General features: G+C 70.5%; 21 protein-coding genes. 7 read left to right on the top strand and 14 right to left on the bottom strand.

What is annotated here, in order from left to right:
* Nucleotides 1–176: 176 nt before the first annotated feature.
* A complete protein-coding gene (locus OG588_RS46495; protein ID WP_405952565.1) occupies nucleotides 177–785 on the top strand; it encodes a carboxymuconolactone decarboxylase family protein in 609 nt (202 codons plus the stop codon).
* A gap of 24 nt (nucleotides 786–809) precedes the next feature.
* On the opposite strand, the gene pflA is transcribed toward OG588_RS46495, so the two are convergent.
* The 6 genes from pflA to OG588_RS46465 form a co-directional block, all read right to left on the bottom strand.
* Nucleotides 810–1,556 (bottom strand): pyruvate formate-lyase-activating protein, encoded by a 747-nt coding sequence (pflA, locus tag OG588_RS46490; RefSeq protein WP_405952564.1) that lies wholly within the window; start codon nucleotides 1,554–1,556, stop codon nucleotides 810–812.
* Nucleotides 1,553–3,811: a formate C-acetyltransferase gene (pflB, locus tag OG588_RS46485; RefSeq protein ID WP_405952563.1), complete on the bottom strand. Its 2,259-nt coding sequence runs from the start codon at nucleotides 3,809–3,811 to the stop codon at nucleotides 1,553–1,555. The genes pflA and pflB overlap by 4 nt, the downstream gene beginning before the upstream one ends.
* 148 nt (nucleotides 3,812–3,959) lie before the next feature.
* Nucleotides 3,960–4,883, bottom strand: coding sequence for a carbamate kinase (locus tag OG588_RS46480; protein WP_405952562.1), 924 nt, complete (start codon nucleotides 4,881–4,883; stop codon nucleotides 3,960–3,962).
* A 3-nt stretch (nucleotides 4,884–4,886) separates the two neighbouring features.
* Nucleotides 4,887–5,888 carry an ornithine carbamoyltransferase gene (argF, locus tag OG588_RS46475; RefSeq protein WP_405952561.1) on the bottom strand — a complete coding sequence of 334 codons (1,002 nt, stop codon included), beginning with the start codon at nucleotides 5,886–5,888 and terminating at the stop codon, nucleotides 4,887–4,889.
* A gap of 22 nt (nucleotides 5,889–5,910) precedes the next feature.
* Nucleotides 5,911–7,131, bottom strand: coding sequence for an arginine deiminase (locus OG588_RS46470; protein WP_405952560.1), 1,221 nt, complete (start codon nucleotides 7,129–7,131; stop codon nucleotides 5,911–5,913).
* Nucleotides 7,132–7,183: 52 nt separating this feature from the next.
* The gene (locus tag OG588_RS46465; protein WP_405953390.1) at nucleotides 7,184–8,587 is read right to left on the bottom strand and encodes an APC family permease; all 1,404 of its coding nucleotides are present in this window, start codon (nucleotides 8,585–8,587) and stop codon (nucleotides 7,184–7,186) included.
* A 459-nt stretch (nucleotides 8,588–9,046) separates the two neighbouring features.
* Here OG588_RS46465 and OG588_RS46460 point away from each other — a divergent pair, with 459 nt between their 5' ends.
* From OG588_RS46460 to OG588_RS46445, 4 genes are all read left to right on the top strand, one after another.
* The gene (locus tag OG588_RS46460; protein ID WP_405952559.1) at nucleotides 9,047–9,421 is read left to right on the top strand and encodes a hypothetical protein; all 375 of its coding nucleotides are present in this window, start codon (nucleotides 9,047–9,049) and stop codon (nucleotides 9,419–9,421) included.
* A gap of 207 nt (nucleotides 9,422–9,628) precedes the next feature.
* The gene (locus OG588_RS46455; RefSeq protein WP_405952558.1) at nucleotides 9,629–9,988 is read left to right on the top strand and encodes an ArsR/SmtB family transcription factor; all 360 of its coding nucleotides are present in this window, start codon (nucleotides 9,629–9,631) and stop codon (nucleotides 9,986–9,988) included.
* A 208-nt stretch (nucleotides 9,989–10,196) separates the two neighbouring features.
* Nucleotides 10,197–10,886: a DUF4142 domain-containing protein gene (locus OG588_RS46450; RefSeq protein ID WP_405953389.1), complete on the top strand. Its 690-nt coding sequence runs from the start codon at nucleotides 10,197–10,199 to the stop codon at nucleotides 10,884–10,886.
* 202 nt (nucleotides 10,887–11,088) lie between these two features.
* A complete protein-coding gene (locus tag OG588_RS46445; RefSeq protein WP_405953388.1) occupies nucleotides 11,089–11,316 on the top strand; it encodes an FAD-binding oxidoreductase in 228 nt (75 codons plus the stop codon).
* Nucleotides 11,317–11,415: 99 nt separating this feature from the next.
* Here OG588_RS46445 and ppdK read toward each other — a convergent pair whose 3' ends face one another.
* Both ppdK and OG588_RS46435 read right to left on the bottom strand, forming a co-directional pair.
* Nucleotides 11,416–14,118 (bottom strand): pyruvate, phosphate dikinase, encoded by a 2,703-nt coding sequence (ppdK, locus tag OG588_RS46440; protein WP_405952557.1) that lies wholly within the window; start codon nucleotides 14,116–14,118, stop codon nucleotides 11,416–11,418.
* A 15-nt stretch (nucleotides 14,119–14,133) separates the two neighbouring features.
* A complete protein-coding gene (locus tag OG588_RS46435; protein ID WP_405952556.1) occupies nucleotides 14,134–15,036 on the bottom strand; it encodes a universal stress protein in 903 nt (300 codons plus the stop codon).
* Between the two features lie 166 nt (nucleotides 15,037–15,202).
* Between OG588_RS46435 and OG588_RS46430 the strand changes: the two genes are divergently transcribed.
* Together OG588_RS46430 and OG588_RS46425 are read left to right on the top strand one after the other, a co-directional pair.
* Entirely contained in the window at nucleotides 15,203–16,033 is an 831-nt protein-coding gene (locus tag OG588_RS46430) for a universal stress protein (RefSeq protein ID WP_405952555.1), read from the top strand.
* 172 nt (nucleotides 16,034–16,205) lie between these two features.
* The gene (locus OG588_RS46425) at nucleotides 16,206–16,673 is read left to right on the top strand and encodes a Crp/Fnr family transcriptional regulator (RefSeq protein WP_405952554.1); all 468 of its coding nucleotides are present in this window, start codon (nucleotides 16,206–16,208) and stop codon (nucleotides 16,671–16,673) included.
* Nucleotides 16,674–16,679: 6 nt separating this feature from the next.
* Here the strand turns inward: OG588_RS46425 and OG588_RS46420 are convergent, their stop codons facing one another.
* The 6 genes from OG588_RS46420 to OG588_RS46395 all read right to left on the bottom strand — a co-directional run bounded on the left by OG588_RS46420 (nucleotide 16,680) and on the right by OG588_RS46395 (nucleotide 24,481).
* A complete protein-coding gene (locus tag OG588_RS46420) occupies nucleotides 16,680–16,901 on the bottom strand; it encodes a hypothetical protein (protein WP_405952553.1) in 222 nt (73 codons plus the stop codon).
* A gap of 2 nt (nucleotides 16,902–16,903) precedes the next feature.
* Nucleotides 16,904–17,413 (bottom strand): flavodoxin domain-containing protein, encoded by a 510-nt coding sequence (locus OG588_RS46415; RefSeq protein WP_405952552.1) that lies wholly within the window; start codon nucleotides 17,411–17,413, stop codon nucleotides 16,904–16,906.
* Nucleotides 17,414–17,435: 22 nt separating this feature from the next.
* Complete coding sequence (locus OG588_RS46410; protein ID WP_405952551.1) at nucleotides 17,436–18,167, bottom strand: CBS domain-containing protein; 732 nt, start codon at nucleotides 18,165–18,167, stop codon at nucleotides 17,436–17,438.
* Between the two features lie 12 nt (nucleotides 18,168–18,179).
* Nucleotides 18,180–20,870, bottom strand: coding sequence for a GNAT family N-acetyltransferase (locus OG588_RS46405; protein ID WP_405952550.1), 2,691 nt, complete (start codon nucleotides 20,868–20,870; stop codon nucleotides 18,180–18,182).
* A 150-nt stretch (nucleotides 20,871–21,020) separates the two neighbouring features.
* Nucleotides 21,021–22,034: a type I glyceraldehyde-3-phosphate dehydrogenase gene (gene gap, locus OG588_RS46400; RefSeq protein ID WP_405952549.1), complete on the bottom strand. Its 1,014-nt coding sequence runs from the start codon at nucleotides 22,032–22,034 to the stop codon at nucleotides 21,021–21,023.
* Nucleotides 22,035–22,081: 47 nt separating this feature from the next.
* Complete coding sequence (locus OG588_RS46395; RefSeq protein WP_405952548.1) at nucleotides 22,082–24,481, bottom strand: phosphoketolase; 2,400 nt, start codon at nucleotides 24,479–24,481, stop codon at nucleotides 22,082–22,084.
* Nucleotides 24,482–24,525: the final 44 nt, after the last annotated feature.

Below are 24,525 nucleotides of genomic sequence, written 5' to 3'. Positions count from 1 at the left end.
TACGCGGTACGAGGGCTGCGGCCTGCGCGGCCCGTCTTTCCGGCCGTTCTCGAATTGGCGCTATTGGCGTAGGTGCGGGGACCTCCATGGACGGGGGCGGTCGGGGGGCGTATCACAAGGGAGAGGCCGACGTCCGAACGGGCGGCCCGGTGGATCTGCGTGGGGGGAAGAGTCCGATGGCCTTTATACGTACGGTGCCCGTCGAATCCGCGGACGCCGCGGTTGCCGAGATCTATGAGGGGGACGAGAAGTCCTGGGGGTACGTTCCCAACTTCACGAAGACGTTCGCGCATCGCCCTGACGTCTATCGCGCCTGGCAGCGGCTCAACGCGGCGATCAAGTCGTCCATGGACCTGCGCCGGTACGAGCTGGCGACCGTGGCGGCGGCCGGCGCTCTGCGGTCGAGCTACTGCACGCTGGCGCATGGACGGATGCTCGCGGAGCAGGTCATGGGTTCCGAGGGCGTGATCCAGTTTCTGACGGACCGCGAGAGCGCGCCGCTGGATGCCGCCGAGCGTGCCGTGGTGGCCTTCGCCGAGAAAGTGGCGTTGGCGGCCGACCAGGTGACACAGGGGGACGTCGACGAGCTGCGGGCGCACGGTCTGAGCGATGAGGAGATCTTCGACGTGACACTCGCCGCCGGGGCACGGTGCTTCTTCTCCAAGGTGCTCGATGCCACGGGTACGGAACCCGACGCCGCGTTTCAGGACCTGGAGCCGGGACTGCGCGAAGCCCTCACGGTGGGGCGAGCCATCGAGGCCAAGCCGCAGGAGAAGCCGTCGTAGGCGGGAGCGCGGGCCCCTCGGCACTCAGTAGGCCGGAACTCCACGCCCCCTGAAGCGTTCGCGGACGCTCTCGACCAGGTCGGGGTCGGGCACCGGATCGTCGAGCAGCGGGAAGGGGATGCCCAGGGCTTCGTACTTCGCGGCGCCGAGTTTGTGGAAGGGCAGCACGTCGACCCGCTGGACCGCGTCGAGTCCCGCGACGAAACCGGCCAGGGCGTCCACGGACTCCGGGTCGTCGGTCCAGCCGGGGACCAGGACGTACCGGATCCACATCGGGATGCCGAGCCGGTCGAGGCGGGTCGAGAAGTTCAGGGTGGGGGCGAGCTCGCCGCCGGTCAGTTTCCGGTAGGTGTTGACGTCGAAGGACTTGATGTCCAGGAGCACCAGGTCGGTGTCGGCGAGGAGTTCGTCGGAGGCGCGGGCGCCGAGGAAGCCGGAGGTGTCGAGCGCGGTGTGCAGGCCCGCCTCCTTGCATCGGCGCAGGACTTCCGCGGTGAACGCGGGCTGGAGCAGTGGCTCGCCGCCGGTGAGGGTGACCCCGCCGCCGGCCGTGGTGACGAAGCCCTGGAACTTCCCGATCTCCGCCATCACCGCGTCGACGCTCATCTCCTGGCCGTCCCGCATGTGCCAGGTGTCGGGGTTGGCGCAGTACAGGCAGCGCAGCGGGCAGCCGGAGACGAAGAGGACGAACCGGGTCCCGGGACCGTCCACGCCGGTGGACAGGTCCCAGGAGTGGATCCGGCCGGTGGTAGCGGTGCGCACCGTACTCACAGCGATCCGTGGAAGGTACGGCTGATCACGTCGAGCTGCTGCTCGCGGGTCAGCCGGACGAAGTTGACCGCGTAGCCGGACACCCGGATGGTCAAGTCGGGGTAGTTCTCCGGGTGTTGCATCGCGTCCTCCAGCGTCGTGCGGTCGAGGACGTTGACGTTCATGTGGAAGCCGCCTGCGGACGTGTAGGCGTCGAGGATGCCCACCAGGTGTCCGGCACGCTCGTCGGGCGCGTGGCCCAGCCCCTCGGGCGTGATCGTCGTCGTCAGCGAGATCCCGTCCCGGGCCTGTTCGTAGGGCAGCTTGGCGACCGAGAGGGCGGAGGCGGCGACTCCGTGCCGGTCGCGGCCGTTCATCGGGTTGGCGCCGGGGGCGAAGGGCTGCCCGGCGAGGCGGCCGTCGGGGGTGGTGCCGGTGTGTTTGCCGTAGACGACGTTCGAGGTGATCGTCAGCACCGACTGGGTGTGCTCGGCGCCCCGGTGGGTGGGGTACTGGCGCACCTTCTCCATGAAGGACTCGACGAGTCCTACGGCGATGCTGTCGGCGCGGTCGTCGTTGTTGCCGTAGGCCGGGAAGTCACCCTCGGTGCGGAAGTCGACGGCGAGGCCGGTGGCGTCGCGGAACACCTTCACCCGGGCGTACTTGACGGCGGAGAGGCTGTCGGCGGCGACGGAGAGGCCGGCGATGCCGCAGGCCATGAAGCGGTGCACGGGGTAGTCGTGCAGGGCCATCTCGATGCGTTCGTAGGCGTACTTGTCGTGCATGTAGTGGATGACGTTGAGAGCGTTGACGTACGTCCGCGCCAGCCAGTCCAGGACGTGGTCATAGGCCGCCGACAGCTCGTCGTAGTCGAGGTACTCGCCGGTCAGCGGAGGTGCTTCGGGTGAGATCTGGTCGCCGGTCATCTCGTCGCGGCCGCCGTTGACCGCGTACAGGAGTGCCTTGGCGAGGTTGACGCGGGCGCCGAAGAACTGCATCTGGCGGCCGACCTGCATCGCCGACACGCAGCAGGCGATCGCGGTGTCGTCGCCGGTGCACGGGCGCAGCAGTTCGTCGGACTCGTACTGGACGGCGCTGGTGTCGATGGAGACCTGGGCGCAGAACTCCCGGAACGCGAAGGGGAGTTGAGGTGACCACAGGACGGTCAGGTTGGGTTCGGGTGCGGGGCCGAGGTTGTAGAGGGTCTGGAGGAAGCGGTAGGAGGTGCGGGTGACGAGGGTGCGTCCGTCCTCGCCCATGCCGCCGATGGACTCGGTCACCCAGGTCGGGTCGCCGGAGAACAGGGCGTCGTACTCGGGGGTGCGCAGGAACCGTACGATCCGCAGCTTGATCACGAAGTCGTCGATCAGCTCCTGGGCACCGGACTCGTCCAACACGCCCTCGTCCAGGTCGCGTTGGAGGTAGACGTCGAGGAAGGTGGAGGTGCGGCCCAGCGACATCGCGGCGCCGTTCTGCTCCTTCACGGCGGCGAGGTAGCCGAGGTAGAGCCACTGCACCGCCTCGCGGGCGGTCGCGGCGGGGCGGGAGACGTCACAGCCGTAGGTGGCCGCCATCCGCGTCAGCTCGCCCAACGCCCGTGTTTGTTCGGCGAGTTCCTCCCGGTCCCGGATGACCTCGGTACTGGACGCACAGGCGTCGAGCAGGGCCCGCTCGACCTTCTTGGCCTCGATCAGGCGGTCCGTGCCGTACAGGGCCACGCGCCGGTAGTCGCCGATGATCCGGCCGCGGCCGTAGGCGTCGGGCAGTCCGGTGATGATGCCCGCCTTGCGGGCGGCGCGCATGTCGGGCGTGTAGGCGTCGAAGACACCGTCGTTGTGGGTCTTGCGGTAGGTGCCGAAGACGCGTGTGACGAAGGGGTCGGGCTCGTAGCCGTAGGCCTTCAGGCTGTTCTCGACCATGCGCAGGCCGCCGTTGGGCATGATCGCGCGCTTCAGCGGAGCGTCGGTCTGCAGGCCGACGATCAACTCCCGTGCGCGGTCGATGTATCCGGGGGCGTGCGAGGTGATCGTGGAGGGGGTCGTCGCGTCGACGTCGAGGATGCCTTTGCGCCGCTCCTCCGGGAACAGGGCGCTGACCTTGTCCCAGACGGCTCGCGTGCGGTCGGTGGGGCCGGTCAGGAAGCCGGCGTCGCCTTCGTACGGGGTGTAGTTGGCCTGGATGAAGTCGCGCACGTCAACGTGCTCGCGCCAGCCGGTTCCCGCGAACTCCCGCCAGGCCTCGGTTGCGCGTGTTCCGACTACCGCTGTCGTTGTCATCGCCGGTTCTCTCCCTTGCTCCGCACGGGAATGTCTCCCTGACTCCATGCTGGTCCGATGCTCCGGTCGCCGGGAGGGCCGGTCAGGGCCCTGACCTTGGCCGTCCGACCCACAGGGAGGGCCGAACGGCCCTCCCCGCTGCGGACGCTCACACGACGGGCAGGTCGGGGCGGACGAGGGTGCCCGACCGGCCGTGGACGATCTCGTACGCCGCGTCCAGGGCACCGATCGCGGCCAGCCCCCCGGTGCGTTCGACGAACCGGGCGGCGGCCTCGACCTTGGGGCCCATCGAGCCCTCGGGGAAGCCGCCCCGGCGCAGATCGGCGGGGGTTGCACCGAGGACGGGCTGCTGGTCGGGGGTGCCGTAGCCGGAGTAGACGCAGGGCACGTCCGTGAGGATGAGCAGGAAGTCGGCCTTCAGGTGCTCGGCGAGCAGGGCTGCCGTGAAGTCCTTGTCCACGACGGCCTCCGCCCCGGAGAGCGCGCCGGTGTCGTCGTCCGCGGTGACGGGGATGCCTCCGCCGCCGGCGCAGATGACGAGCGTGCCGCTGCCCAGCAGGTCGTGGATGGTGTCGGTCTCCAGGATCCGCTCGGGTGCCGGGGAGGGAACCACGCGACGCCAGCCGGTGGTGTCAGCGGCGATGTGCCAGCCGCGTTCGCGGGCGAGCGCGGACGCCACGTCGTGGGAGTACACCTGGCCGACGAACTTCGTGGGGTGCTCGAAGGCCGGATCGTCGGCCCGGACGAGGGTGTGGGTCACGATCGCGGCGATACGGCGGCCGGGCAGCGCATCGTGCAGGGTGCGCGCCAGCAAGGAACCGATCATGCCCTGGGTCTGGGCACCGAGCAGGTCGAGGGGGTAGGGGGCGCTGAGGGCGGGGTCGGCGGCGCTCTCCATGGCGAGCAGGCCGATCTGGGGGCCGTTGCCGTGGGTGATGACGATCTCGTGGTCGTGGGCGAGGGCGGCGATCGCGGTGGTCACCCGGTCGATGTTCGCCTCCTGGACGACCGCGTCGGGGCGTTCGCCGCGGTGCAGCAGGGCGTTGCCGCCGAGCGCGATGACGATGCGCATGACTCAGACCTCCAGGGTGGCGACGAGTACGGCCTTGATGGTGTGCAGTCGGTTCTCCGCCTGGTCGAAGACGATCGAGGCGGGGGACGAGAACACGTCGTCGGTGACCTCCAGGCCGTCCAGGCCGTAGGTGTCGAAGAGGTCCTGGCCGAGGTGGGTGCGGCGATCGTGCAGGGCCGGCAGGCAGTGCATGAACTTGACGTCCGGGTTGCCGGTGGCGGCCAGCGTCTTGTCGTTCACCTGGTACGGGAGGAGCAGTTCGATCCGCTTCCGCCAGGAGTCGGCCGACTCGCCCATGGAGACCCATACGTCGGTGTGGAGGAAGTCGGCCCCCTGTACGGCGGTGTCGACGTCCTCGGTGAGAGTGATGCGGGCTCCGCTGTTCTCGCCCAACACCCGGCAGGCGGCGACGAGTTCGGCCGTCGGCCACAGCGCCTTCGGGGCGCCGATCCGTACGTCCATGCCGAGCAGGGCGCCCATGGACAGCAGCGAGTTGCCCATGTTGTTGCGGGCGTCGCCGAGGTAGCAGTAGCTGATGTCCGGCAGGGGTTTCGGGCTGTGCTCGTGCATGGTGAGGACGTCGCACAGGCTCTGGGTGGGGTGGGCGGTGTCGGTCAGGCCGTTGTAGACGGGAACCCCGGAGCGGGCGGCGAGTTCGGTGACGATCGACTGGGCGGAGCCGCGGTACTCGATGCCGTCGAACATCCGGCCCAGCACCCGGGCGGTGTCGGCGATGGACTCCTTGCTGCCGACGTGGGTGTCGCCGGGGCCGAGGTAGGTGGTGTGGGCGCCCTGGTCGGCGGCGGCGACCTCGAAGGCGCAACGGGTGCGCGTGGAGGTCTTCTCGAAGATCAGCGCGAGGTTGCGGCCGGTCAGTCGGGGCTGTTCGGTGCCGTTGCGCTTGGCGGTCTTGAGGTCGGCGGCGAGGTCGAGGAGGTGGTGGATCTCGGGGGCGGTGAAGTCGAGTTCGCTCAGGTAGGAGCGGCCTCGTAGGTCGACGGTCATGGTGAAGTCCCTCGTTCTCGGGTCAGGCGGCCGGGTCGCGTTCGATGGGGCAGCTCATGCAGCGCGGTCCGCCCCGGCCGCGGCCGAGTTCGGCGCCGGCGATGGTGACGATCTCGATGCCCTGCTTGCGGAGGTAGGTGTTGGTGGTGACGTTGCGCTCGTAGCCGACGACGACACCGGGGGCTACGGCGAGGAAGTTGCTGCCGTCGTCCCACTGTTCGCGCTCGGCGCTGCGGATGTCCTGCGGCGCGGACAGCATCCGGACCTTGTCCCGGTCGAGGGCCTCGGCCAGGGCGCCGGCCAGGTCGGAGTTCGGGGTGACCTCGAAGCCGGTCTCGCGGGCGTCGCTGGGCGTGAGGGTCCACGAGCGCAGGGAGTCCGCGAGGCCCGGGTAGATGGTGAAGGCGTCCCGGTCGACCATGGTGAGCACGGTGTCGAGGTGCATGTAGGCCCGGGCGGCGGGGAGTTGGACGGCGAGCAGGCGGTTCGCCGTGCCGGTGGCGAAGAGCCGGGCGGCCAGGTTCTCCACGGCCTGGGCGGTGGTGCGCTCCCCCATGCCGACCATGACGGCACCGTTGCCGAGGACGTGGACGTCGCCGCCCTCCAGGGTGCCGACCTCGCCGTCGAGGAGTGGAGTCGTGACGGTGCCGGCGAACATCGGGTGGAAGCGGTAGATGGCCTCGGCGTGCAGGCTCTCGCGGCGCCGGGCGAGCTTGGCCATCGGGTTGACCGACAGACGGTCGTACGTCCAGCAGGAGTTGTCGCGCGGGAAGAGGTGGTTGGGGAGCGGCGTGAGCGCGAAGTCCTCGGCGTCGAGGGTGTTCCAGACCAGGCTGTGCGGGGTGGGGAGCGTCAGGTCGCTCTTGAGGATGCCGCCGATGAGGTGGCCGGTGAGCGTCTCCCCGTCGAGGTCGATGCACAGCTCGCGCAGGGGGTCGATCAGTGCCGGGCCGACAGCGGCCGGGGTGACGACCCGCTCCAGCAGCCAGTCCCGGGCCTCGGGATCTGCGAGGGTCTCGGCCAGCAGGTCGGCGAAGTAGTGGACACGGGCGCCGTGGTCACGCAGGACCTGGGCGAAGGCGTCGTGCTCCTCGCGGGCGCGCTTGGCCCACAGGATGTCGTCGAAGAGCAGGGCGTCGACGTTGCGCGGGGTCAGCCGGGAGAGTTCCAGGCCGGGGCGGTGCAGGATCACCTGGCGGAGGCGGCCGACCTCGGAGTCGACGTGGAAGGCGGTGGCGTTCATGGCGGGGCTGCTCCTCTGGTCGTACGGGTGCGAGGGCTGAGGCGGGGCACGGTCAGCGGTGGTTGCGGCGGCGGTTCCGTAGGAAGGCCCCGGCGCGGCTGGTGGGAAGTGCGCGGGAGATCCGCTTGACCGGTGGGGCGGCGATCTCGGGGGTCCTCTCCCTGCCGACGGGCTCGGGGGTCGGCTCCTCGCCGTAGACGCCCTGGCCCCGCTTCAGCCACACGTACACCGGGATGCCGAGCAGCAGGACGAACAGGCCGTAGTAGACGGTCTGGTAGCCGCTGCCCTGGATCGCCCAGTACGAGAAGACCATCGCCAGGACGGAGACGGTGATGTCGCGGGCCAGCCGTCGGCCGGCGATGCTCTCGCGTCCGCGCACCAGCAGCCAGTACAGCTGGGCGGCGGCGGAGAACAGGTACGGGATCACGGCCGTGAACACGCTCAGCAGCACGATCTTGGTGAAGACGTCGTCGAAGCGGGTGTAGCTGAAGATCGTGATCAGGGAGGCCAGGACGGTCGAGGCGATGATCCCGAAGACGGGGACGCCGTTCTCGCCGCGCAGCTTGGCGAAGGCGCCGGGGAAGAGTCCGTCGCGGGCGGCGGCGTACGGCATCTCGGCGCAGAGCATGGTCCAGCCGTTCAGCGCGCCGATGCCGGAGACGATCGCGGCGACGGCGACCGTGTCGCCGGCCCAGGTGCCGCCGAGGATGTTGTTGGCGGCGTCGGTGAACGGGGCGGTGGACACGCCGAGTTGACCGTGCGAGACGGTGCCGAAGACGGCGAGGGTGCCCAGGATGTAGATGACGGCGCAGGCGAGGGTGCCGTAGATGGTGGCGCGCGGCACGTTGCGGCCCGGCTCGCGGACGCGTCCGGCGACCACCGAGGCGGCCTCCAGGCCGATGTAGCTGAACAGGGCGATCGGCGCGGCGGCCGAGATCGCGCCCATCGCCGACTGGCCACTGGCGTTGAACGGACCGAAGTTGTGCGGGTCGATGAACAGCAGCCCGATGGTGGCCATGAAGAGCAGCGGGACGAACTTCAGCACGGTGGTGAACACCTGGAACGCGCCCATGTTCCGTACGCCGGTGAGGTTGATCGCGGCGGGTGTCCAGAGCCCGATCAGCGCGATACCTATCGAAATCGCCGTCTTGTGGCCGGTGTTGACGAACACCTCGACATAGCCGACCCAGGCCACCACGATCGCGGCGTTCCCCGCCCAGGCGGTGATCCAGTACGACCAGGCGTTGAGGAATCCGGCGAACTCACCGAAGGCCTCACGGGCGTAGACGTACGGTCCGCCGCTCCCCGGAACGCGCTTCGACAGCGCCCCGAAGGTCACCGCCAGCGCGAGGGCGCCCAGGGTGACGACCCCGAACGCCACCAGCGCGATCGGCCCGTACGGCGCCAGAGCCGAGGGGAGTGCGAACACCCCGGTCCCGATGATGGTGCCGACCACGAGCGCGGTCGCACCGGAGAGGCCGAGTGCCGCCTTGGGAACCGCCCCTTCACTGTTTCCTGGGGTCCTGGGCATCGTGGTGCTCCTTGTGCGCGTGGCTGCGGGGAATCCGATCTGTGCACGATCCTTCTCGGCGGCGGTGATCGTGGTCAGTGGCCGAATATCCCCGCCCGGGACCATTGGTCCCGGCCGTCAGGTCCCGAACGGCCCACCGACGTGCCTCGTGGACGGGCCCCGGAATGTTGGACCGGTGTGCCGCTCGCACCGGACCAGGCGTCAACTTCCGTACCGGTCGGACCAGTTGTGGACCATCAACAGGTCCCGTCGTGGCGTTGTCCGGTCGTCATGGATCAGTCCCGAAGAGACTCCCCGGAAGCGCGAGCCACTTGCGTACGGTCCCGGCACCGAGGCGGATCGGCACCGGTCCGCCGTAGCCGACAGAACACAAGGGGAGGCCCAGTGGCGAATGTGGAAGTGTCGCTGAAGGAAATGACGGCCGGGATCGAGGGGGCGTTGGGGGCCGCGGTCGTCGACTACACCAGCGGGATGGCGCTGGGCACGCTGGGTGGCAGCAAGAGCCTGGACCTGACGGTCGCCGCCGCCGGGAACACGGATGTGATCCGGTCCAAGGTGCGCACCATGGAGCAACTGGGCCTCAAGGGTCAGATCGAGGACATCCTGATCACGCTGGACAGCCAGTACCACCTGATCCGCCTGGTCACCGGCCGCAACGGCAACGGCCTGTTCCTGTATCTCGTGCTCGACAAGGGTCGCTCGAACCTGGCGATGGCCCGCCACCAACTCAAGCGCGTGGAGGAGGCGATCGAGATCTAGCCCGACCCGACGTGCAGGGATCACGCCTGCCCTTGATGTGAAGACTTCTTCAACTCATCACATCAGCATGGTCACAAGGTGCGCCCGTGCAGGGCCAGGGGCGTGAAGGATCGGCTTCCGAGGGCGGCCTGTGGTGTGACGCCGCCCTCGGAAGCCGCCACACCCCGCGAGCCGCATTCCCACCCACCCGGCAAGGAGCGAGCATCCATGCAGGTCCCCCTCTACCAGGTCAAGGCGGACTTCTTCCGCATGCTCGGGCACCCTGTGCGCATCAGGGTGCTGGAACTCCTCCAGCACGGGCCGGTGTCCGTGCGGGACCTGCTCGCCGACATCGAGATCGAGCCGTCCAGCCTGTCGCAGCAACTGGCCGTCCTGCGCCGCTCCGGCATCGTCGTGTCCATCCGGGAGGGTTCCACGGTCCGCTACGCGCTCGCCGGCGGAGACGTCGCCGAACTCCTGCGCGCCGCGCGCCGCATCCTCACCGAACTCCTCACCGGACAGAACCAGATCCTCGCCGAACTCCAGCAGGCGGACACCCCGGAGCAACCGCTGCCCACACCTCGGTGACGTCCGCGGCACCGGCGGGCGCAAGGCCGAGGGGGACAGGTTCCGCGCGTCCTTCAGCCGGGGTGCCGAACGCCGATCGGCTTTACGAACCCGTTGCGAGCCCGAAAGGTTCCACGGGACCCCCGCATCCGTACTTCTGTACGTGCGGTTTCCGAACCGGACAGGAGACATGGTGCGCGTTTCACGCAAAGCGGCGGGAACTCTCTTCGTGGGTGGTGCGCTCAGCCTCACTCTCGGGTCGCTCCTCTACCCCGCCGTGCTCGGAGTCCAGAAGGTCGGCAGCGCGCCCGAGCGGGTCATCGCCACCCCGGCCACCGGACCGCTGACGGAAGCCGACCGGGATTTCGTGGTCGAGGTGCGCTCCGCCGGACTGTGGGAGTACCCCGTCGGTCAGACGGCGTCGAGGAAGGGCACGACGAAAGCCGTCAGGATCGCAGGGGAGCATCTGGTCGACGGGCGTGCCTCGCTGGACGCCGCCTGCCGCAGAGTCGCCGAACGGTTGAACATCACCCTGCCCAATCGGCCGTCGCCACAACAGCAGGGCTTCGTGGCCACATTGAAGGCGGACAGCGGCAAGCGGTTCGACACCGCCATGGCCACCCTCCTGCGCGCGACAGACGGCCAGGCCCTCTCCACGATCGCGAGCGTCCGCACCACCACGAGGAACTCGCTGGTCCGCGCCCTGGCCGACCAGGCCAACGACACGGACCTGGACCACCTCACGGTCCTGGAGAAGACCGGCCTGGTCGACTTCGACCAGGTCCTCGTCCAGGAGACCACCGCGCCCACGCTCCCGGCCCAGGACATGACCCCGCCGCCCCCGGTCGCGACACAGCCGCAGGTCGTTCTCACTGCGTCGGCGAACAGCACGCTCTCGCCGAGTCCGTCGGTCGGCTGACTCCGTCCATTGACTCCGTCCATCAGGAGTGATCCACAGGTACCGAGACTATGCGGACCGGTGCACGCGTGGGCGAGGCGGTCGCAGCCGGGGCCGGAGGGCTCACCGCCCGGCCAGGGGCGATCGGCAGGTGAGCGGGGACCTTCGGCCCCTGCCTCCGCGATCAGCCCGCGAGTTGGCTTGGTGGCATGGGCCCTGAACACTGTCGGCCGCCCGTACAACCCGGGCGGCAGAACGCGAAATCCTACGGCGGCTGTTCCGCGCGGGAGTTGACCTCGGTGGTGCCGTCTGGGGCGAGCACGGCATCGGTACGGCGAAGAAGCGCTACTTCCTGGAGCTGGAAGACCCCACGAAGGTGGAGCTGACGCGCGGTATCAAGCGAGCCTTCGATCCGGACGGAATCCTCAACCCCGGCGTCCTCTTCGACTGAACCGGAACACATGCAACTGCCGGAGCACTGTTCTGAGACGCCGAGGCGGCGGGTGCACGGCCTTCAAGGATCCCGCATCCGCCGCCCACGGCGCTCTTCCTACCTGCTGTCGCTACCCCCAGTGATGTCCATGAGAGCCGCCCGCCCCGCCTCCAGCCGTGCCGCCGGTATGCGGAAGGGCGAGCAGGAGACGTAGTCGAGTCCCACCCGGTGGAAGAAGTGGATGGACTCGGGGTCGCCGCCATGTTCGCCGCAGACCCCGGTCTCCAGGCGGGAGTTGACGGCTCGGCCCGCCTCGACGGCGATCTCCACGAGCCGGCCCACGCCCTCCTGGTCGATCGTCTCGAACGGCGACACGGTGAAGACGCCCTTCTCCAGGTACAGCGGGAAGAAGGAGGCCTCGGCGTCGTCGCGGGACAGGCCCCAGGTGGTCTGGGTCAGGTCGTTGGTGCCGAAGGAGAAGAAGTCGGCGGACTCGGCGATACGTCCCGCGGTGAGCGCGGCGCGCGGCAGCTCGATCATCGTGCCGATCGGGCAGTCGAGGGTCGTGCCGGTCTCTGCCTCGACCTCGGCGAGGACGGCCTCCGCCTCGGTGCGCGCCAGGCGCAGTTCCTCGACCGTGTCGACGAGCGGGATCATGATCTCGGCGCGCGGTCGGCCACCGGCCCGCAATCGCGCGACCACGGCCTCGGCTATCGCCCGCACCTGCATGGCCATCAGACCGGGCACGGCCAGGCCGAGTCGGACACCGCGCAGTCCGAGCATGGGGTTCTGCTCGTGCATGCGCTCCACGGCGGCGAGGAGTTCGCGGTCGTGCGGGTCCGGGTGCTCGGTGCGGGCCAGGCGTACGGCCAACTCCGTGCGGTCCGGCAGGAATTCGTGCAGCGGCGGGTCGATGAGCCGGATGGTCACCGGCAGTCCGTCCATCGCGGTCAGGATTCCGGTGAAGTCCTCGCGTTGCAGGGGCAGCAGGGCGGCGAGGGCCTTCTGGCGGGCGCTGTCGTCACGGGCCAGGATCATCGCCTCGACCAGTGCCCTGCGTTCGCCGAGGAACATGTGCTCGGTGCGGCACAGGCCGATGCCCTGCGCGCCCAGGCTGCGGGCTCGTACGGCGTCCTCGGGGGTGTCGGCGTTGGCCCGGACTTCGAGGCGTCGTACGGAATCGGCGTGGGTGAGGGCACCCAGGACCGCCTCGGTGAGCGGGCCGCTCGCGGTGCCGGTCTCCAGTGCGCGGCCGACGTCGGACGCGGTCAGTGGGAGTGCGCCGAGGTGGACGGTGCCGGCGGTGCCGTCGACGGAGACGGTGTCGCCCTCGTGCACCAACACGCCTGATTCCGTGGTGAATTGGCGAGCCACCGGGTCGACGATGAGGGCTTCGGCGCCGCAGACGCAGACCTTGCCCATGCCGCGGGCGACGACGGCGGCGTGGCTGGTCTTGCCGCCGCGGCTGGTCAGGACGGCCTGTGCGGCGATCATTCCGGGTAGGTCGTCGGGGGTGGTCTCCCGACGGACGAGGACCGTGGCCTCGCCGGCCGCGGCGCGTCGTACCGCCTCGGCGGAGTCGAAGACCACGACACCGACGGCCGCGCCCGGGGAGGCGGGGACGCCCTGGGCGAGGGGCACGTCGGCCGGGGTGGTGTCGAAGCGGGGGAACATCAGGCGGGTCAGTTCGGCGCCGTCGACGCGGACCAGGGCCTCGTCCGAGTCGATCGTGCCCTCCTCGCGCAGGTCGTGGGCGATACGGAAGGCGGCCTCGGCGGTGCGCTTGCCGACGCGGGTCTGGAGGATCCACAGCCTGCCGCGCTCGACGGTGAACTCGACGTCGCACAGGTCGCGGTAGTGGTGCTCCAACGTGCGCAGGTGATCGGCGAGTTGGATGTAGACGCGCGGGTTGAGCCGCTTCAGTTCGCTCAGGGGCAGTGCGTCGCGGACGCCCGCGACGACGTCCTCGCCCTGGGCGTCGGGCAGGTAGTCGCCGTACATGCCGCGTTCGCCGGTGGCGGGATCGCGGGTGAAGGTGACGCCGGTACCGCTGCCTTCGAATGTCACAGGGGAGCGGAGGTTGCCGAAGACCATCGCCTGGACGTTGACGGCGGTGCCGAGATCCTCGGAGATGTGTTCGCGGTGACGGTAGATGTGGGCGCGTTCGCCGTTCCAGGAGTCGAAGACCGCGCGGATGGCACTGGTCAGCTGCTCGGCCGGGTCCTGCGGGAAGTCCTCACCGGTCTCCTTGCGGATGATGGCCTTGAACTCCTCGGTGATCAGGGCGAGTTCGGCCGTGTCGAGGTCGTGGTCACCGCTCACCTCACGCTGTGCCTTGTGCGTGGCGATGGCCTGCTCGAACAGGTCGCCCTCCACGCCCATCACGGTGTGCCCGAACATCTGGATGAGCCGCCGGTAGGAGTCCCACGCGAAGCGCTCCTGTCCGGACGCCTCGGCAAGCCCCGTGACAGAACGGTCGTTGAGGCCGATGTCGAGGATGGTGTCCATCATCCCGGGCATGGAGAAGCGGGCGCCCGAGCGGACGGACACGAGCAGTGGATCGTCGGGGGCGCCGAGGGTGCGGCCCATGGTCCGTTCCAGTCCGGCGAGCGCGCGGGCCGCCTCGACGGCCAGCTCGGGCGGCTCCTCCCCCGTCTTCAGGTAGGCCTTGCAGGCCTCGGTGGTGACGGTGAATCCGGGCGGCACGGGCAGCCCGAGCCGCGTCATCTCGGCCAGGCCGGCGCCCTTGCCGCCCAGCAGGGCGGCCATCTCCCGGCTGCCTTCGGCGAATTCGTACACGTACTTGGTCGGTGCGGTCATGAGGACTCGGGCCTCTCACTCGTGGGGTACGACGGCCACGGGACAGCCGACGTGATGGATGGCGGCGTGGGTGACGGGGCCGATGCGCGGGCCCGCCGGACGGTCGGTGAGGTGGCGGCCGACCACGAGGAGGCCCGCGCCGGAGGCGGACCGGAGCAGCGCGGACCGGGCCCGGCCCTCCGCGACGGTCTCGGCGACCTCGACGCCGGGGTACTTGTCGCGCCACACCTGGAGTACGGCGGACAGGAAGCCGAGCCATTCCTCGGCCCGCCGCACTCCGCTCACCAGGCCGATCTCGCCGGGGCCGAGCCCCAGCGGGGACGGAGACTGCCAGGCGTGGACCACGCGGAGCCGCGCGTCACGCAGCCGGGCCGCCTCGAAGGCGAACTCGATCACCGCGTCGCAGGGGTCGCCCAGGTCGACGCCCAGGACCACGTCCCGGTAGCCGGTCAGGATGGAGGGGCGGCCGGCGGGCGCCGGAAAGTGTTCGTCGGTGGCTTCCTCGCCGGCCCGGACGAGGACCACGGGGCGGGTGGCTCGGGCCACCACGCCCTGCGCGACCGAGCCCACCAGGAACCCGGTGACCCCGCTCAGACCTCGTGAGCCGAGTACCACCAGCTCTGACTCCTCGGCCGCCGCCAGCAGGGCGGCGGTCGCGGGACCCTCCACCTGCTCTTCGTACGGGCGGACGTTCGGGGCAACGGCACGGACCCGCTCCTTGGCCTGTCGCAGGACGTGGCGCGCCTGATGCCGCTGGGCGGCCGTGACAGGCTCGCCGTCCTCCTGGCGGGGGTGCCAGTTCCAGACGTGCACGAGCCGCAACGGCCGGTCGCGGCGTGCCGCCTCGCGGGCGGCCCAGTCGGCGGCGGCGAGACTCTCGGCGGAACCGTCGACTCCGGCGATGACGGGCGGCAGCATGATCCGCACCTCCTGCGCTCGGTCTGCTCCTTCCTTCCAGCGTCGTCCTGCGGCCTACGGGCAGGTATGGGCCGCCAGGTCTCCAACCGGGGTCCGTTCGGCCCCAGCGCGAGCCCGCCCCGCAGGGTCAGGGTGGTAAGGCAACGGACCTGGAGGGCGGCACGCCATGGAACGAGTGATCATCACCGGCGTCGACCGGTCGGCGCGCAGTCGCGTCGCCGCGGACTGGGCGGCGCGCGAGGCGCTGCGGCGCGGGCTGCCCCTGCGGGTGGCGCACGTGGCACCGCCCGAGAACCTGGACCCCGTGGAGCAGTGGCCCTACCGCCCGGACACCGTGGCGGATCACGTGGTCGCCGAACTCACTGCACGGCACCCGTCGTTGACGGTCCGGGCGGTGAGCCGAACCGGTGCGCCCGTCCCCGAGCTGCGGGCGGCGAGCGCGCAGGCGGAACTGGTCGTGCTCGGCCTGCGCGGCGAGGGTCAGCACGCCCGGATGCCCCTGGGCTCGACCGCGGCGGCCCTCGCCACTGGGTGCGCCGGGCCCCTGGTGCTCGTGCCCGGGACCCTCGCGGGGCTCGATGTGCCGGGTCACACGGACGCCGTGACCGTGGGTGTCGACGCCCGTGACCCGGCGGGCGGGGCGCTCGGCTTCGCCTTCGAGGCCGCCCGGCTGCACCGCGTCCGGCTGCACGCGGTGCACGCCTGGGCGCTGCCGACGCGCGCCGCCGCGTCGCCCGTCCCGGTCTCGGAGACGGACCGGGCCACCTGGGAGGACCACGAAGAGGATCTGCTGTCCGACGCGCTGCGTCCGTGGCGGAGTAAGTACCCGGACGTCGAAGTCCGGGAGGACGTGCTGCTGTTCCCCCCGGCCGAGGCACTGGCCCATACCTCCGAGACGTCCGGGCTGGTGGTGGTCGGACGGCACACCGCCCCGGGCTCCACCGCCCTGGCCCTCCTGGAGCACGCCCGCTGCCCGGTCGCCGTCGTTCCGTCGTAGGCGGAAGCGGGGAGGGTCGACCCCGGCCGATGGGTCCTTCGGCACCTGTGGGACGGGGCCGTCGTGGCGCACGGTGCAGGTACGAGGCCGCGTACGTGCGGCACCGCCTCCGGTACGACGACCGCCCGCCGGCCGCCGTACCGGAGGCCGAACAGGGAACGGAGACAGACTGATGCCCCCTTCGATGGCACTCCGTGTGAACCATGCACTGCCCCAGGTGCATCGCGAACGGCTGCTCCACTTCGGCCGCGAGGTGCGCTTCGCGCCGGACACCTGGCTGTTCGAGGAAGGCGGGCACGCCGACCGGTTCTGGATCATCCAGCACGGCACCGTCGCCCTCGACATGCAGGTACCCGACCGTCGACCACCGGTCGTCGAGACCCTCGGAGTCGGTGATCTCGTCGGCTGGTCCTGGCTGTACGAGCCGTACGCCTGGCAGCTGAGCGCAGCGACGGTGACCCAGGTGCAGGCCTATGAGTTCGACGCGGTCGCCGTCCGTCTGCTGTGCCTGGACGACGCCGAGTTCGGCCGGACCGTCGAGCACTGGGTCGGCCGGGTGCTGGCCCACCGGTTGAACGCCGCCCGCGCCCTGCTGGTCGGCCTGCGCACGACGCGTGAGAGGGAGGAACGTGATGCCTGAACCTCCCTACACCGTGAGCGATGTGATGACCCGCACCCCGTCGCCGTAGGAAGCGAGGCGGCCTTCAAACAGATCGTCGAGCTGCTCGGCCAGTGGAAGGTCAGTGCCGTGCCCGTGCTGGCCGGCGAGGGCCGGGGCGTCGGGGCTGACACCGGTCCAGGGCGTGGAGCAGCCCCGGCGCTTCGGTTTCGCGCCGGGGCTGCTCCACGCCCTGGAGAGATGCGGCAACTTCAGTCCTCCTCCCGCTCCTTCAGCAACTCGTCCGCGATCCGTGTCGCCCATCCCTCGATCGCGCCGAAGTCGCGGAAGTCTCCGCCCTTCCCGTTGCGCACGATCGACTGGGCGATACGTCCCTTGGCTCCTTCCTCCAGGCAGCCGCCGAAGGTGACGTGGCCCCTCGCGTCGAGCCGGGCCATGGCCCGCCGTACGCCGTGCACGGGCGGGATGTCCCGCTCCGAGACGGAGGCGTCGAGCGGTCCGCTGCTGAAGAACCACAGCGGGCGCTCGGCCAGTTGACGCCCGTGCCGGTTCACGAACCGGCGGGCGTCACGGTGCCAGCGGCCGGCGTACAGCCCGCCGCCGACCACCACGGCGCTGTACGGCGTGACGTCCACGACGGACCGAGCGGGCAGCAGGTCGGGGACGAGCCCCGCCTTGCGCAGGACCTCGGCGACGGCCTCGGCGATCTGCGCGGTGGATCCGTTGGTCGTCCCGTAGGCGACCAGCACACTGGTGGGCATGGCGCTCCACACTCCTCTCACTTCACAGGTGGCGCAGCCAGGTCTCGGAGACGCCGTGGTACTGCTGGTCCTCCGGCTGGATGCGGGAGTCGTCCGTTCGGTAGGAGAGCTTGTCGACGACCGCGACGACGCCGTCGATCTGACGGGTCATGGAGAGGGCGATCTCCGTCTCGCTCCTGCGTTCCATGTGGCCGGAGAGCGTGACGACACCGTCCGCCACGGAGACGTCGACGCTGCTCGGCGCCAGCCACAGGGCACGGACCAGCACCTCGGCGACGACCTCCTCGCGGATGTCCGCGTCGGACCGCAGGAAGACCTGGAGCACGTCGCGGCGGGTGACGATGCCGACGAGCCGGTTCTCCTCGTCGAGGACGGGCAGCCGCTCCACGCGGTGCTGGGCCATGGTCCGGGCGGCCTCGACGATGGTGTCCTCGGCGTGCACGGTGACGGGCGGCGCGGTCATCAGCCGGCCGGCGGTGCGGGCCGTGGCCTTCGCGGCCCGCCGCTTGCCGCTGCGTGTCAGATCGGCGAACCGGAACCGCTTCTTCGGCTCGTACCGGTCGGGTGCCTCGGCCTGGTGGGCCATCAGATCCGTCTCGGAGACGACTCCGACGACCTGGTCGTTCTCGTCGACCACGGGCAGGCCGCTGATGCGGTGCTCTCCGAGCAGGCGTGCCACCTCTTTGAACGGCGTTCCGTACGTGGCCCGGACGACCTCCGTGGTCATCACGGAGCCGACCTTGTTGTGCTTCATGGTGTTCCCTCCTCAGCGAAGTCGGCGCAGATACGGGTCCTGCGGCCGGTTGGGCAGCAGGCGGACGCGCGCATCGAGGACGGAGACGCCGCCCGGCGCCGCGAGTACGGGGTTGAAGTCGGCCTCGGCCAGCTGCGGCAGGTCGCTCGCCATCCGGGAGAGCCGCAACAGGAGTTGTTCGAGACCTTCGAGGTCGACAGGCCGGCTGCCGTGCGCGCCGAACAGGAGCGGGGCGCAGCGCGGGGCCGTGATCAGGTCGTGCACGTCGTGGTCGGTGAGCGGGGCGAGCCGGGCCGTGTGGTCGGCGAGGAGCTCGGTCGCGGCACCGCCGAGGCCGAAGAGGACGAGCGGTCCGAAGACCTGGTCCTGGACGACGCCGGCGAACAGCTCGGTACCGCGCTCGGCGAGCGGCTGCACGACCACGCCCGTCAGCAGTCCGGCGAACCGGGTCTCCAAGTCCCGGAAGGCTGCGCGTACTTGGGCGTCGCCGCGCAGGTCGAGGTGGACGGCGTGCTGTTCGCTCTTGTGCAGCAGGCCCGGCCAGTGAGCCTTCATGACCACCCGTCCGTCGGCGCCGCGCATCCGGTCGGCGGCGAGGACTGCCTGGTCCTCGGTCTCCGCCCAGGCCCAGGCCTGCTGGGGAATGCCGTAGCAGCCGAGGAGTTCGGCGCACTCGCGCGGGCCGAGCCAGCCGCCGTCCGGGTGCGCGTCGAGGTAGGTCTCGACGACGGTGTGGGCGCGCGCCGTCTCGACTCCGTCGAGGTCGGGGACGGTGCCGGCGGGCCGGGCGAGCCAGGCCGCGCGGTGGGCGGCGTGGGCCAACGCCCGTGCCGCCGCCTGGGGTTCGGCGTAGGCGGGGACGGTACGCAGGTCGGTGGTGGGCAACAGCTCGACGGGCAGGGCCTGTTCGAGCCGTACCACAGCAATCGGCTTGGACCTGCGGCCCGTTGCCCGGGTCAACGCCCGGACGAGGTCGTCGCCGGTCGCCTCGGCGACCGCCGTGGGAACCAGGGCCACGAGGACGGCGTCGACGCCGGCGTGCCGCATGACACGGTCCACGCAGTCCTTGAGCTGCTCCTCCGAGACGGCCGCAGTGGCGTCGACCGGGTTGCCGATCGCGGCACCCTCGGGCAGTACGGCGAGCAGGTCGTCGACGAGTTCGGGGGTGGGCGTCGGCAGGCTGAGCCCGGCCTCGGCGCAGGCGTCGGCCGCGAGGACCCCGGTTCCCCCGGCGTTGGTGACGATCAGGACGCGGGATCCGGTCGGCAGCGGTTGGGAGTGCAACAGGGCGGCGGCTTCGAGGAGTTCGCCGACGGAGCGGGTGGCGGTGATGCCGGCCTGGGTGAACAGCGCTCCGCGCGTCATGGTGCGGGTGGCGGCCGCCGCGGTGTGCGAGGCGGCGGCACGGCGGCCGGCGTCGGTGCGGCCCGCGTCGACGGTCAGGACGGGCATCCGGCGGGTCACGCGGCGCGCGGTGCGGGAGAACGCCCGCGGGTTGCCGAAGGACTCCAGGTGCAGCAGAGCGAGGTCGGTGTGGCTGTCGCTCTCCCACCACTGGAGCATGTCGTTTCCGCTGACGTCGAACTTGTCGCCCAGGGAGACGAAGGTCGAGACTCCGATGCCGAGTCGGGACAGCCCGTCGAGCAGGGCGATGCCGACGCCGCCGGACTGCACGGCGACACCTGCGACGCCGGGGCGGGGGTGGTCGGCGGCGAAGGTCGCGTCGAGCCTCAGTGCCGGTTCGGTGTTGGAGACACCGAGGCAGTTGGGGCCCACCAGCCGCATGCCGTACGTCCGGCAGGTCGCCGTGAGCGCCTTGGCCTGCGCCGGGTCGAGTCCCGCGGTGATGACGAGGAGCGCGCGTACGCCCGCCTTGCCGCACTCCTGGGCGACGGCCGGGACGGATGCAGCCGGTACGGCCACGACGACGAGGTCGGGCGTCCTGGGCAGGGCGCTCACGGACGGGTAGCTCGGCACGCCGAGGATCGAGGTGGCCGCGGGGTTCACCGCGAAGAGGCGGCGGGTGAAGCCGCCGGCCTTCAGGTGGTGCAGGATCGCCCGACCCACGGAACCGGCGGTGCGCCCCGCACCGACGACGGCGACCGCGTCGGGGCGCAGCAGCGGTACGAGACTGGCGACGTCGGCGGCACGGCCGCGTGCGTCCGTGGCCGACAAGTAGTGCTCGTCCTCGTCGAGTTCGATGGTGCAGCGCATCTCGGGGCCCTCGAAGCGGCGGGCGGTGCGCAGGCCTAGGTCGGCGAAGAGCCGCAGGATCTCGTGGTTCTCGCTGAGCGCGTCGGCCGTGAACGTGGTGATGCCCTCGGCGCGAGCGGCGGAGACCAGGTGCTCGACGAGGAGGGTGCCGACGCCCCGGTGGTGCAGTCCGTCGGCGACCGCGATGGAGATGTCGGCCGCTGTACCGGTGCCGCCGTTGTCGTACTCGGCGAGCCCGATCACCTGGCCCTTGGCCTCAGCCAGCAGCGCACGGTACCCGGGGTGCGGGCGGCAGGCCCGGTCGGCCGCCGGCTCGGCGGACCGGCGGCTCAATCCGAAGAACCGCAGCCGCAGGTTCTCCGGGGACATCTCCTCGTAGAGTCCCTCCAGTTGGTCATGGTCGCCCGCCACGACCGGACGGATGCACACAGTGGTGCCGTCCGCGAGCAGGGCATGGACGGTGGGTCGGCTGAGCACGTCGTCCGTCATCACGGGTCTCCTCGGAGTTTCTTCGACACTTCGAGCGTCCCGCAGAACGGAGAGAGGCCCCATGGGCTGCCCGGGGGCGGACCATGGGGCCGATCGGCCCTCAGGAACCCGCCGCACGGGCCCACCACACGGGGCCTCTCGCAGTCGTGCTCAGTCGTCGGCGACCAGTGCCGTCAGGTCGAGGAGGCGGTTGCTGTAGCCCCACTCGTTGTCGTACCAGCCGAAGACCTTGACCAGGGTGCCGTGCGCCTGGGTGAGGGCGGGGTCGAAGATGCAGGAGGAGGGGTCGCCGATGACGTCGCGGGAGACGATCGGGGCCTTCGTCACGCGGAGGATGCCGTTGAGCGGGCCCTCGGCGGCCTCGTCGAAGACGGCGTTGACCTCCTCGGCCGTCACCTCACGGCGCAGCACCACCGCGAGGTCGGTGAGCGAGCCGTCCTCGACGGGCACGCGTACGGCGATGCCGTCCAGGGCTCCCGCCAGCTCGGGCAGTACCAGGCCGACGGCACGCGCGGCGCCGGTGCTGGTCGGGATGATGCTCAGGGCGGCCGAGCGGGCCCGGCGCAGGTCCTTGTGCGGGGCATCGAGGAGGGACTGGTCGTTGGTGTAGCCGTGGATGGTGGTCATCATGCCGCGCTCGATGCCGAAGGCGTCGTGCAGCACCTTGACCATCGGGGCGACGCAGTTGGTGGTGCAGGAGGCGGCCGAGACGATCCGGTCGCGGTGCCGGTCGTACGTCGTGTCGTTGACGCCCATGACGATGGTGGCGTCCGCGTTCTTGCCGGGCGCGGACAGCAGCACGGTGTGGGCGCCGGCCTTCAGGTGCAGGGCGGCGGAGTCGCGGTCGCGGAAGCGGCCGGTGGACTCGATGACGACGCTCGCGCCGTAGTCGGACCAGTGCAGGGCCGCCGGGTCGCGTTCGGCGCTGACGGCGATCCGCGTGCCGTCGACGGTGATCGAGCTGTCGTCGTGGCTGACCTCGCGTCCGATGCGGCCGAACGTCGAGTCGTACTCCAGGAGATGGGCGAGGGTGGCGGGCGAGGTGATGTCGTTGATCGCGACCACCTCGACGTCCTGGGTGCCCGCCTCGGCGCGGTCGAGTGCCGCGCGCAGATAGGTGCGGCCTATCCGGCCGAAGCCGTTGATGCCGACGCGTACGGTCATGGCGGTGAACTCCTTTACGGCGCAGGGATGTTGCGGGGTCGGGGATATCAGGCGTTCCAGGTCCAGTCGGCGACCTCGGGGAGGTCGGTGCCGTGTTCGCGGATCCAGGCGTGGTGGCGGGTGCGGGCGTCGGCCATGGTCTGGCGTACGGCGGCGGCGCGTACCGCGAGGCCGGGGACGCGGTCGATGACGTCCATGACGAGGCGGTAGCGGTCGAGGTCGTTGCGGACGACCATGTCGAACGGGGTGGTCGTGGTGCCGGACTCCTTGTAGCCGCGTACGTGCAGGTTGGCGTGGCCGGTGCGGCGGTAGGCGAGGCGGTGGATGAGCCACGGGTAACCGTGGTAGGCGAAGATGACCGGCTTGTCCGTGGTGAACAGGCCGTCGTACTCGAAGTCGGCCATGCCGTGCGGGTGTTCGTCGCGGGGCATGAGCCGCGTCATGTCGACGACGTTGACGACGCGGACGGCGAGGTCGGGCAGGTGGCGGCGCAGCAGCTGGGCGGCGGCCAGGACCTCCAGGGTGGGGACGTCACCGGCGCAGGCGAGGACGACATCGGGTTCGCCGCCGTTCTCGGTGCCCGCCCACTCCCAGATCCCGGCGCCGCGCGCGCAGTGGGCACGGGCCTGGTCGATGGAGAGCCAGTCGAAGCAGGGCTGCTTGCCGGCGACGACCACGTTGACGTAGTCGCGGCTGCGCAGGACGTGATCGGCCACGGAGAGAAGGGTGTTGGCGTCCGGCGGGAGGTAGACCCGCACGACTTCGGGGCTCTTGTTGAGGACGTGGTCGACGAAGCCGGGGTCCTGGTGGGAGAAGCCGTTGTGGTCCTGGCGCCAAACATGTGACGTCAGAAGGTAGTTGAGGGAGGCGATCGGCGCCCGCCACGCCAACTCCCTCGATGTCTTCAGCCACTTGATGTGCTGGTTGACCATCGAGTCGACGATGTGGACGAAGGCCTCGTAGCAGGAGAACAGTCCGTGCCGCCCGGTCAGCAGATAGCCCTCCAGCCAGCCCTGGCAGGTGTGTTCGGAGAGGATCTCCATCACCCGGCCATGCCGGTCCAGGTGCTCGTCGACCGGCAGGAACCCCGCCTGCCAGGCCTTGCCACTGGCGTTGAAGACGGCCTGGAGACGGTTCGAGGCGGTCTCGTCCGGGCCTACTAGGCGGAAGTCGCGGCTCGCCGCGGTGTCGTGCATGACCTGTTCCAGGAGATCGCCCAGGATCCGGGTCGGCTCGTGCAGGGTGCTGCCCGGCTTCTCGACCGGGACGGCGAAACGGTCCAGGGAGGGGATCGGCAGGTCGCGGACGAGGAGGCCGCCGTTGGCGTACGGGCTGGAGCCGAGACGCTTGGTGCCTTCGGGGACGCAGGCGAGGACGTCCGCGACGGGCCGGCCGCCGGCGTCGAAGAGCTGCTCCGGGTGGTAGGAGCGCAGCCACGCCTCCAACTGCCGCAGGTGCTCCGGGTTTTCGCGCACCTCGGACAGCGGGACCTGGTGCGCGCGCCAGGTGCCCTCGACCGGGACACCGTCCACCTCGGCCGGACCGGTCCAGCCCTTCGGGGTGCGCAGCACGATCATCGGCCAGTGCACCCGCTCGGCCACGCCGTCCTCACGGGCGGACTGCTGCATCACGGCGATGCGGTCCAGCGCGTCGTCGAACGCGGCGGCCATCGCACGGTGCACCTTCAGCGGGTCATCGCCCGTCACATGGATCGGGTCGTGGCCGTAGCCGCGCAGCAGTTCGTCGAGTTCCGACTCGGGCAGGCGGGAGAGGACGGTCGGGTTGGCGATCTTGTAGCCGTTGAGATGCAGGATCGGCAGGACCGCGCCGTCGTGGACCGGGTCGAGGAACTTGTTGGAGTGCCAGGCCGCGGCCAGCGGGCCGGTCTCCGCCTCGCCGTCACCGATCACGCACGCGACCAGGAGGTCCGGGTGGTCGAAGGCGGCGCCGTAGGCATGCGCGAGGGAGTAGCCGAGCTCACCGCCCTCGTGGATCGAGCCGGGGGTCTCCGGCGCCACATGGCTGGGCACCCCGCCCGGGAAGGAGAACTGCTTGAACAGCCGCTCCATGCCGGCCCCGTCGCGCGAGATGTCCGGGTAGGTGTCGCTGTAGCTGCCCTCCAGCCAGGAGTTGGCGAGCACGGACGGGCCGCCGTGGCCGGGACCCCACACGCACAACGCGTCCAGGTCACGTGCCTTGATCACCCGGTTGAGGTGGGTGTACACGAGGTTGAGACCGGGCGAGGTCCCCCAGTGCCCGAGCAGCCGCGGCTTGATGTGCTCCGGCTTCAGGGGCTCGGTGAGCCGCGCGTTCTCCATCAGGTAGATCTGGCCCGCGGCAAGGTAGTTGGCGGCCCGCCAATGGGCGTCCAGGGTGCGCAGTTCCTCGTCGGAAAGTGCGGAGAGTTCGGACAGGGCGGTCGCGTCCAGGTTTGCGGTCTTGGGCATCGGAAGCTCCGGAAGTCATCGATATCGGTCAACGGGCGGCAGCG

This window comes from Streptomyces prunicolor, assembly GCF_045162825.1.
GTDB lineage: Bacteria > Actinomycetota > Actinomycetes > Streptomycetales > Streptomycetaceae > Streptomyces > Streptomyces prunicolor.
The sequence above is the reverse complement of the archived record's forward strand: the minus strand, read 5'-3'. Positions and strand labels throughout refer to the sequence as shown.

What these genes read in the sequence shown, in the direction of transcription:
- OG588_RS46470 (WP_405952560.1), bottom strand. Translation starts at nt 7,131, where the DNA reads ATGAACGCCACCGCCTTCCACGTCGACTCCGAGGTCGGCCGCCTCCGC.
- OG588_RS46480 (WP_405952562.1), bottom strand. Translation starts at nt 4,883, where the DNA reads ATGCGCATCGTCATCGCGCTCGGCGGCAACGCCCTGCTGCACCGCGGC.
- OG588_RS46435 (WP_405952556.1), bottom strand. Translation starts at nt 15,036, where the DNA reads ATGCTGCCGCCCGTCATCGCCGGAGTCGACGGTTCCGCCGAGAGTCTC.
- OG588_RS46455 (WP_405952558.1), top strand. Translation starts at nt 9,629, where the DNA reads ATGCAGGTCCCCCTCTACCAGGTCAAGGCGGACTTCTTCCGCATGCTC.
- OG588_RS46495 (WP_405952565.1), top strand. Translation starts at nt 177, where the DNA reads ATGGCCTTTATACGTACGGTGCCCGTCGAATCCGCGGACGCCGCGGTT.
- OG588_RS46410 (WP_405952551.1), bottom strand. Translation starts at nt 18,167, where the DNA reads ATGAAGCACAACAAGGTCGGCTCCGTGATGACCACGGAGGTCGTCCGG.
- gap (WP_405952549.1), bottom strand. Translation starts at nt 22,034, where the DNA reads ATGACCGTACGCGTCGGCATCAACGGCTTCGGCCGGATAGGCCGCACC.
- pflB (WP_405952563.1), bottom strand. Translation starts at nt 3,811, where the DNA reads ATGACAACGACAGCGGTAGTCGGAACACGCGCAACCGAGGCCTGGCGG.
- OG588_RS46395 (WP_405952548.1), bottom strand. Translation starts at nt 24,481, where the DNA reads ATGCCCAAGACCGCAAACCTGGACGCGACCGCCCTGTCCGAACTCTCC.
- OG588_RS46425 (WP_405952554.1), top strand. Translation starts at nt 16,206, where the DNA reads ATGCCCCCTTCGATGGCACTCCGTGTGAACCATGCACTGCCCCAGGTG.
- OG588_RS46415 (WP_405952552.1), bottom strand. Translation starts at nt 17,413, where the DNA reads ATGCCCACCAGTGTGCTGGTCGCCTACGGGACGACCAACGGATCCACC.
- OG588_RS46430 (WP_405952555.1), top strand. Translation starts at nt 15,203, where the DNA reads ATGGAACGAGTGATCATCACCGGCGTCGACCGGTCGGCGCGCAGTCGC.
- ppdK (WP_405952557.1), bottom strand. Translation starts at nt 14,118, where the DNA reads ATGACCGCACCGACCAAGTACGTGTACGAATTCGCCGAAGGCAGCCGG.
- OG588_RS46405 (WP_405952550.1), bottom strand. Translation starts at nt 20,870, where the DNA reads ATGACGGACGACGTGCTCAGCCGACCCACCGTCCATGCCCTGCTCGCG.
- argF (WP_405952561.1), bottom strand. Translation starts at nt 5,888, where the DNA reads ATGACCGTCGACCTACGAGGCCGCTCCTACCTGAGCGAACTCGACTTC.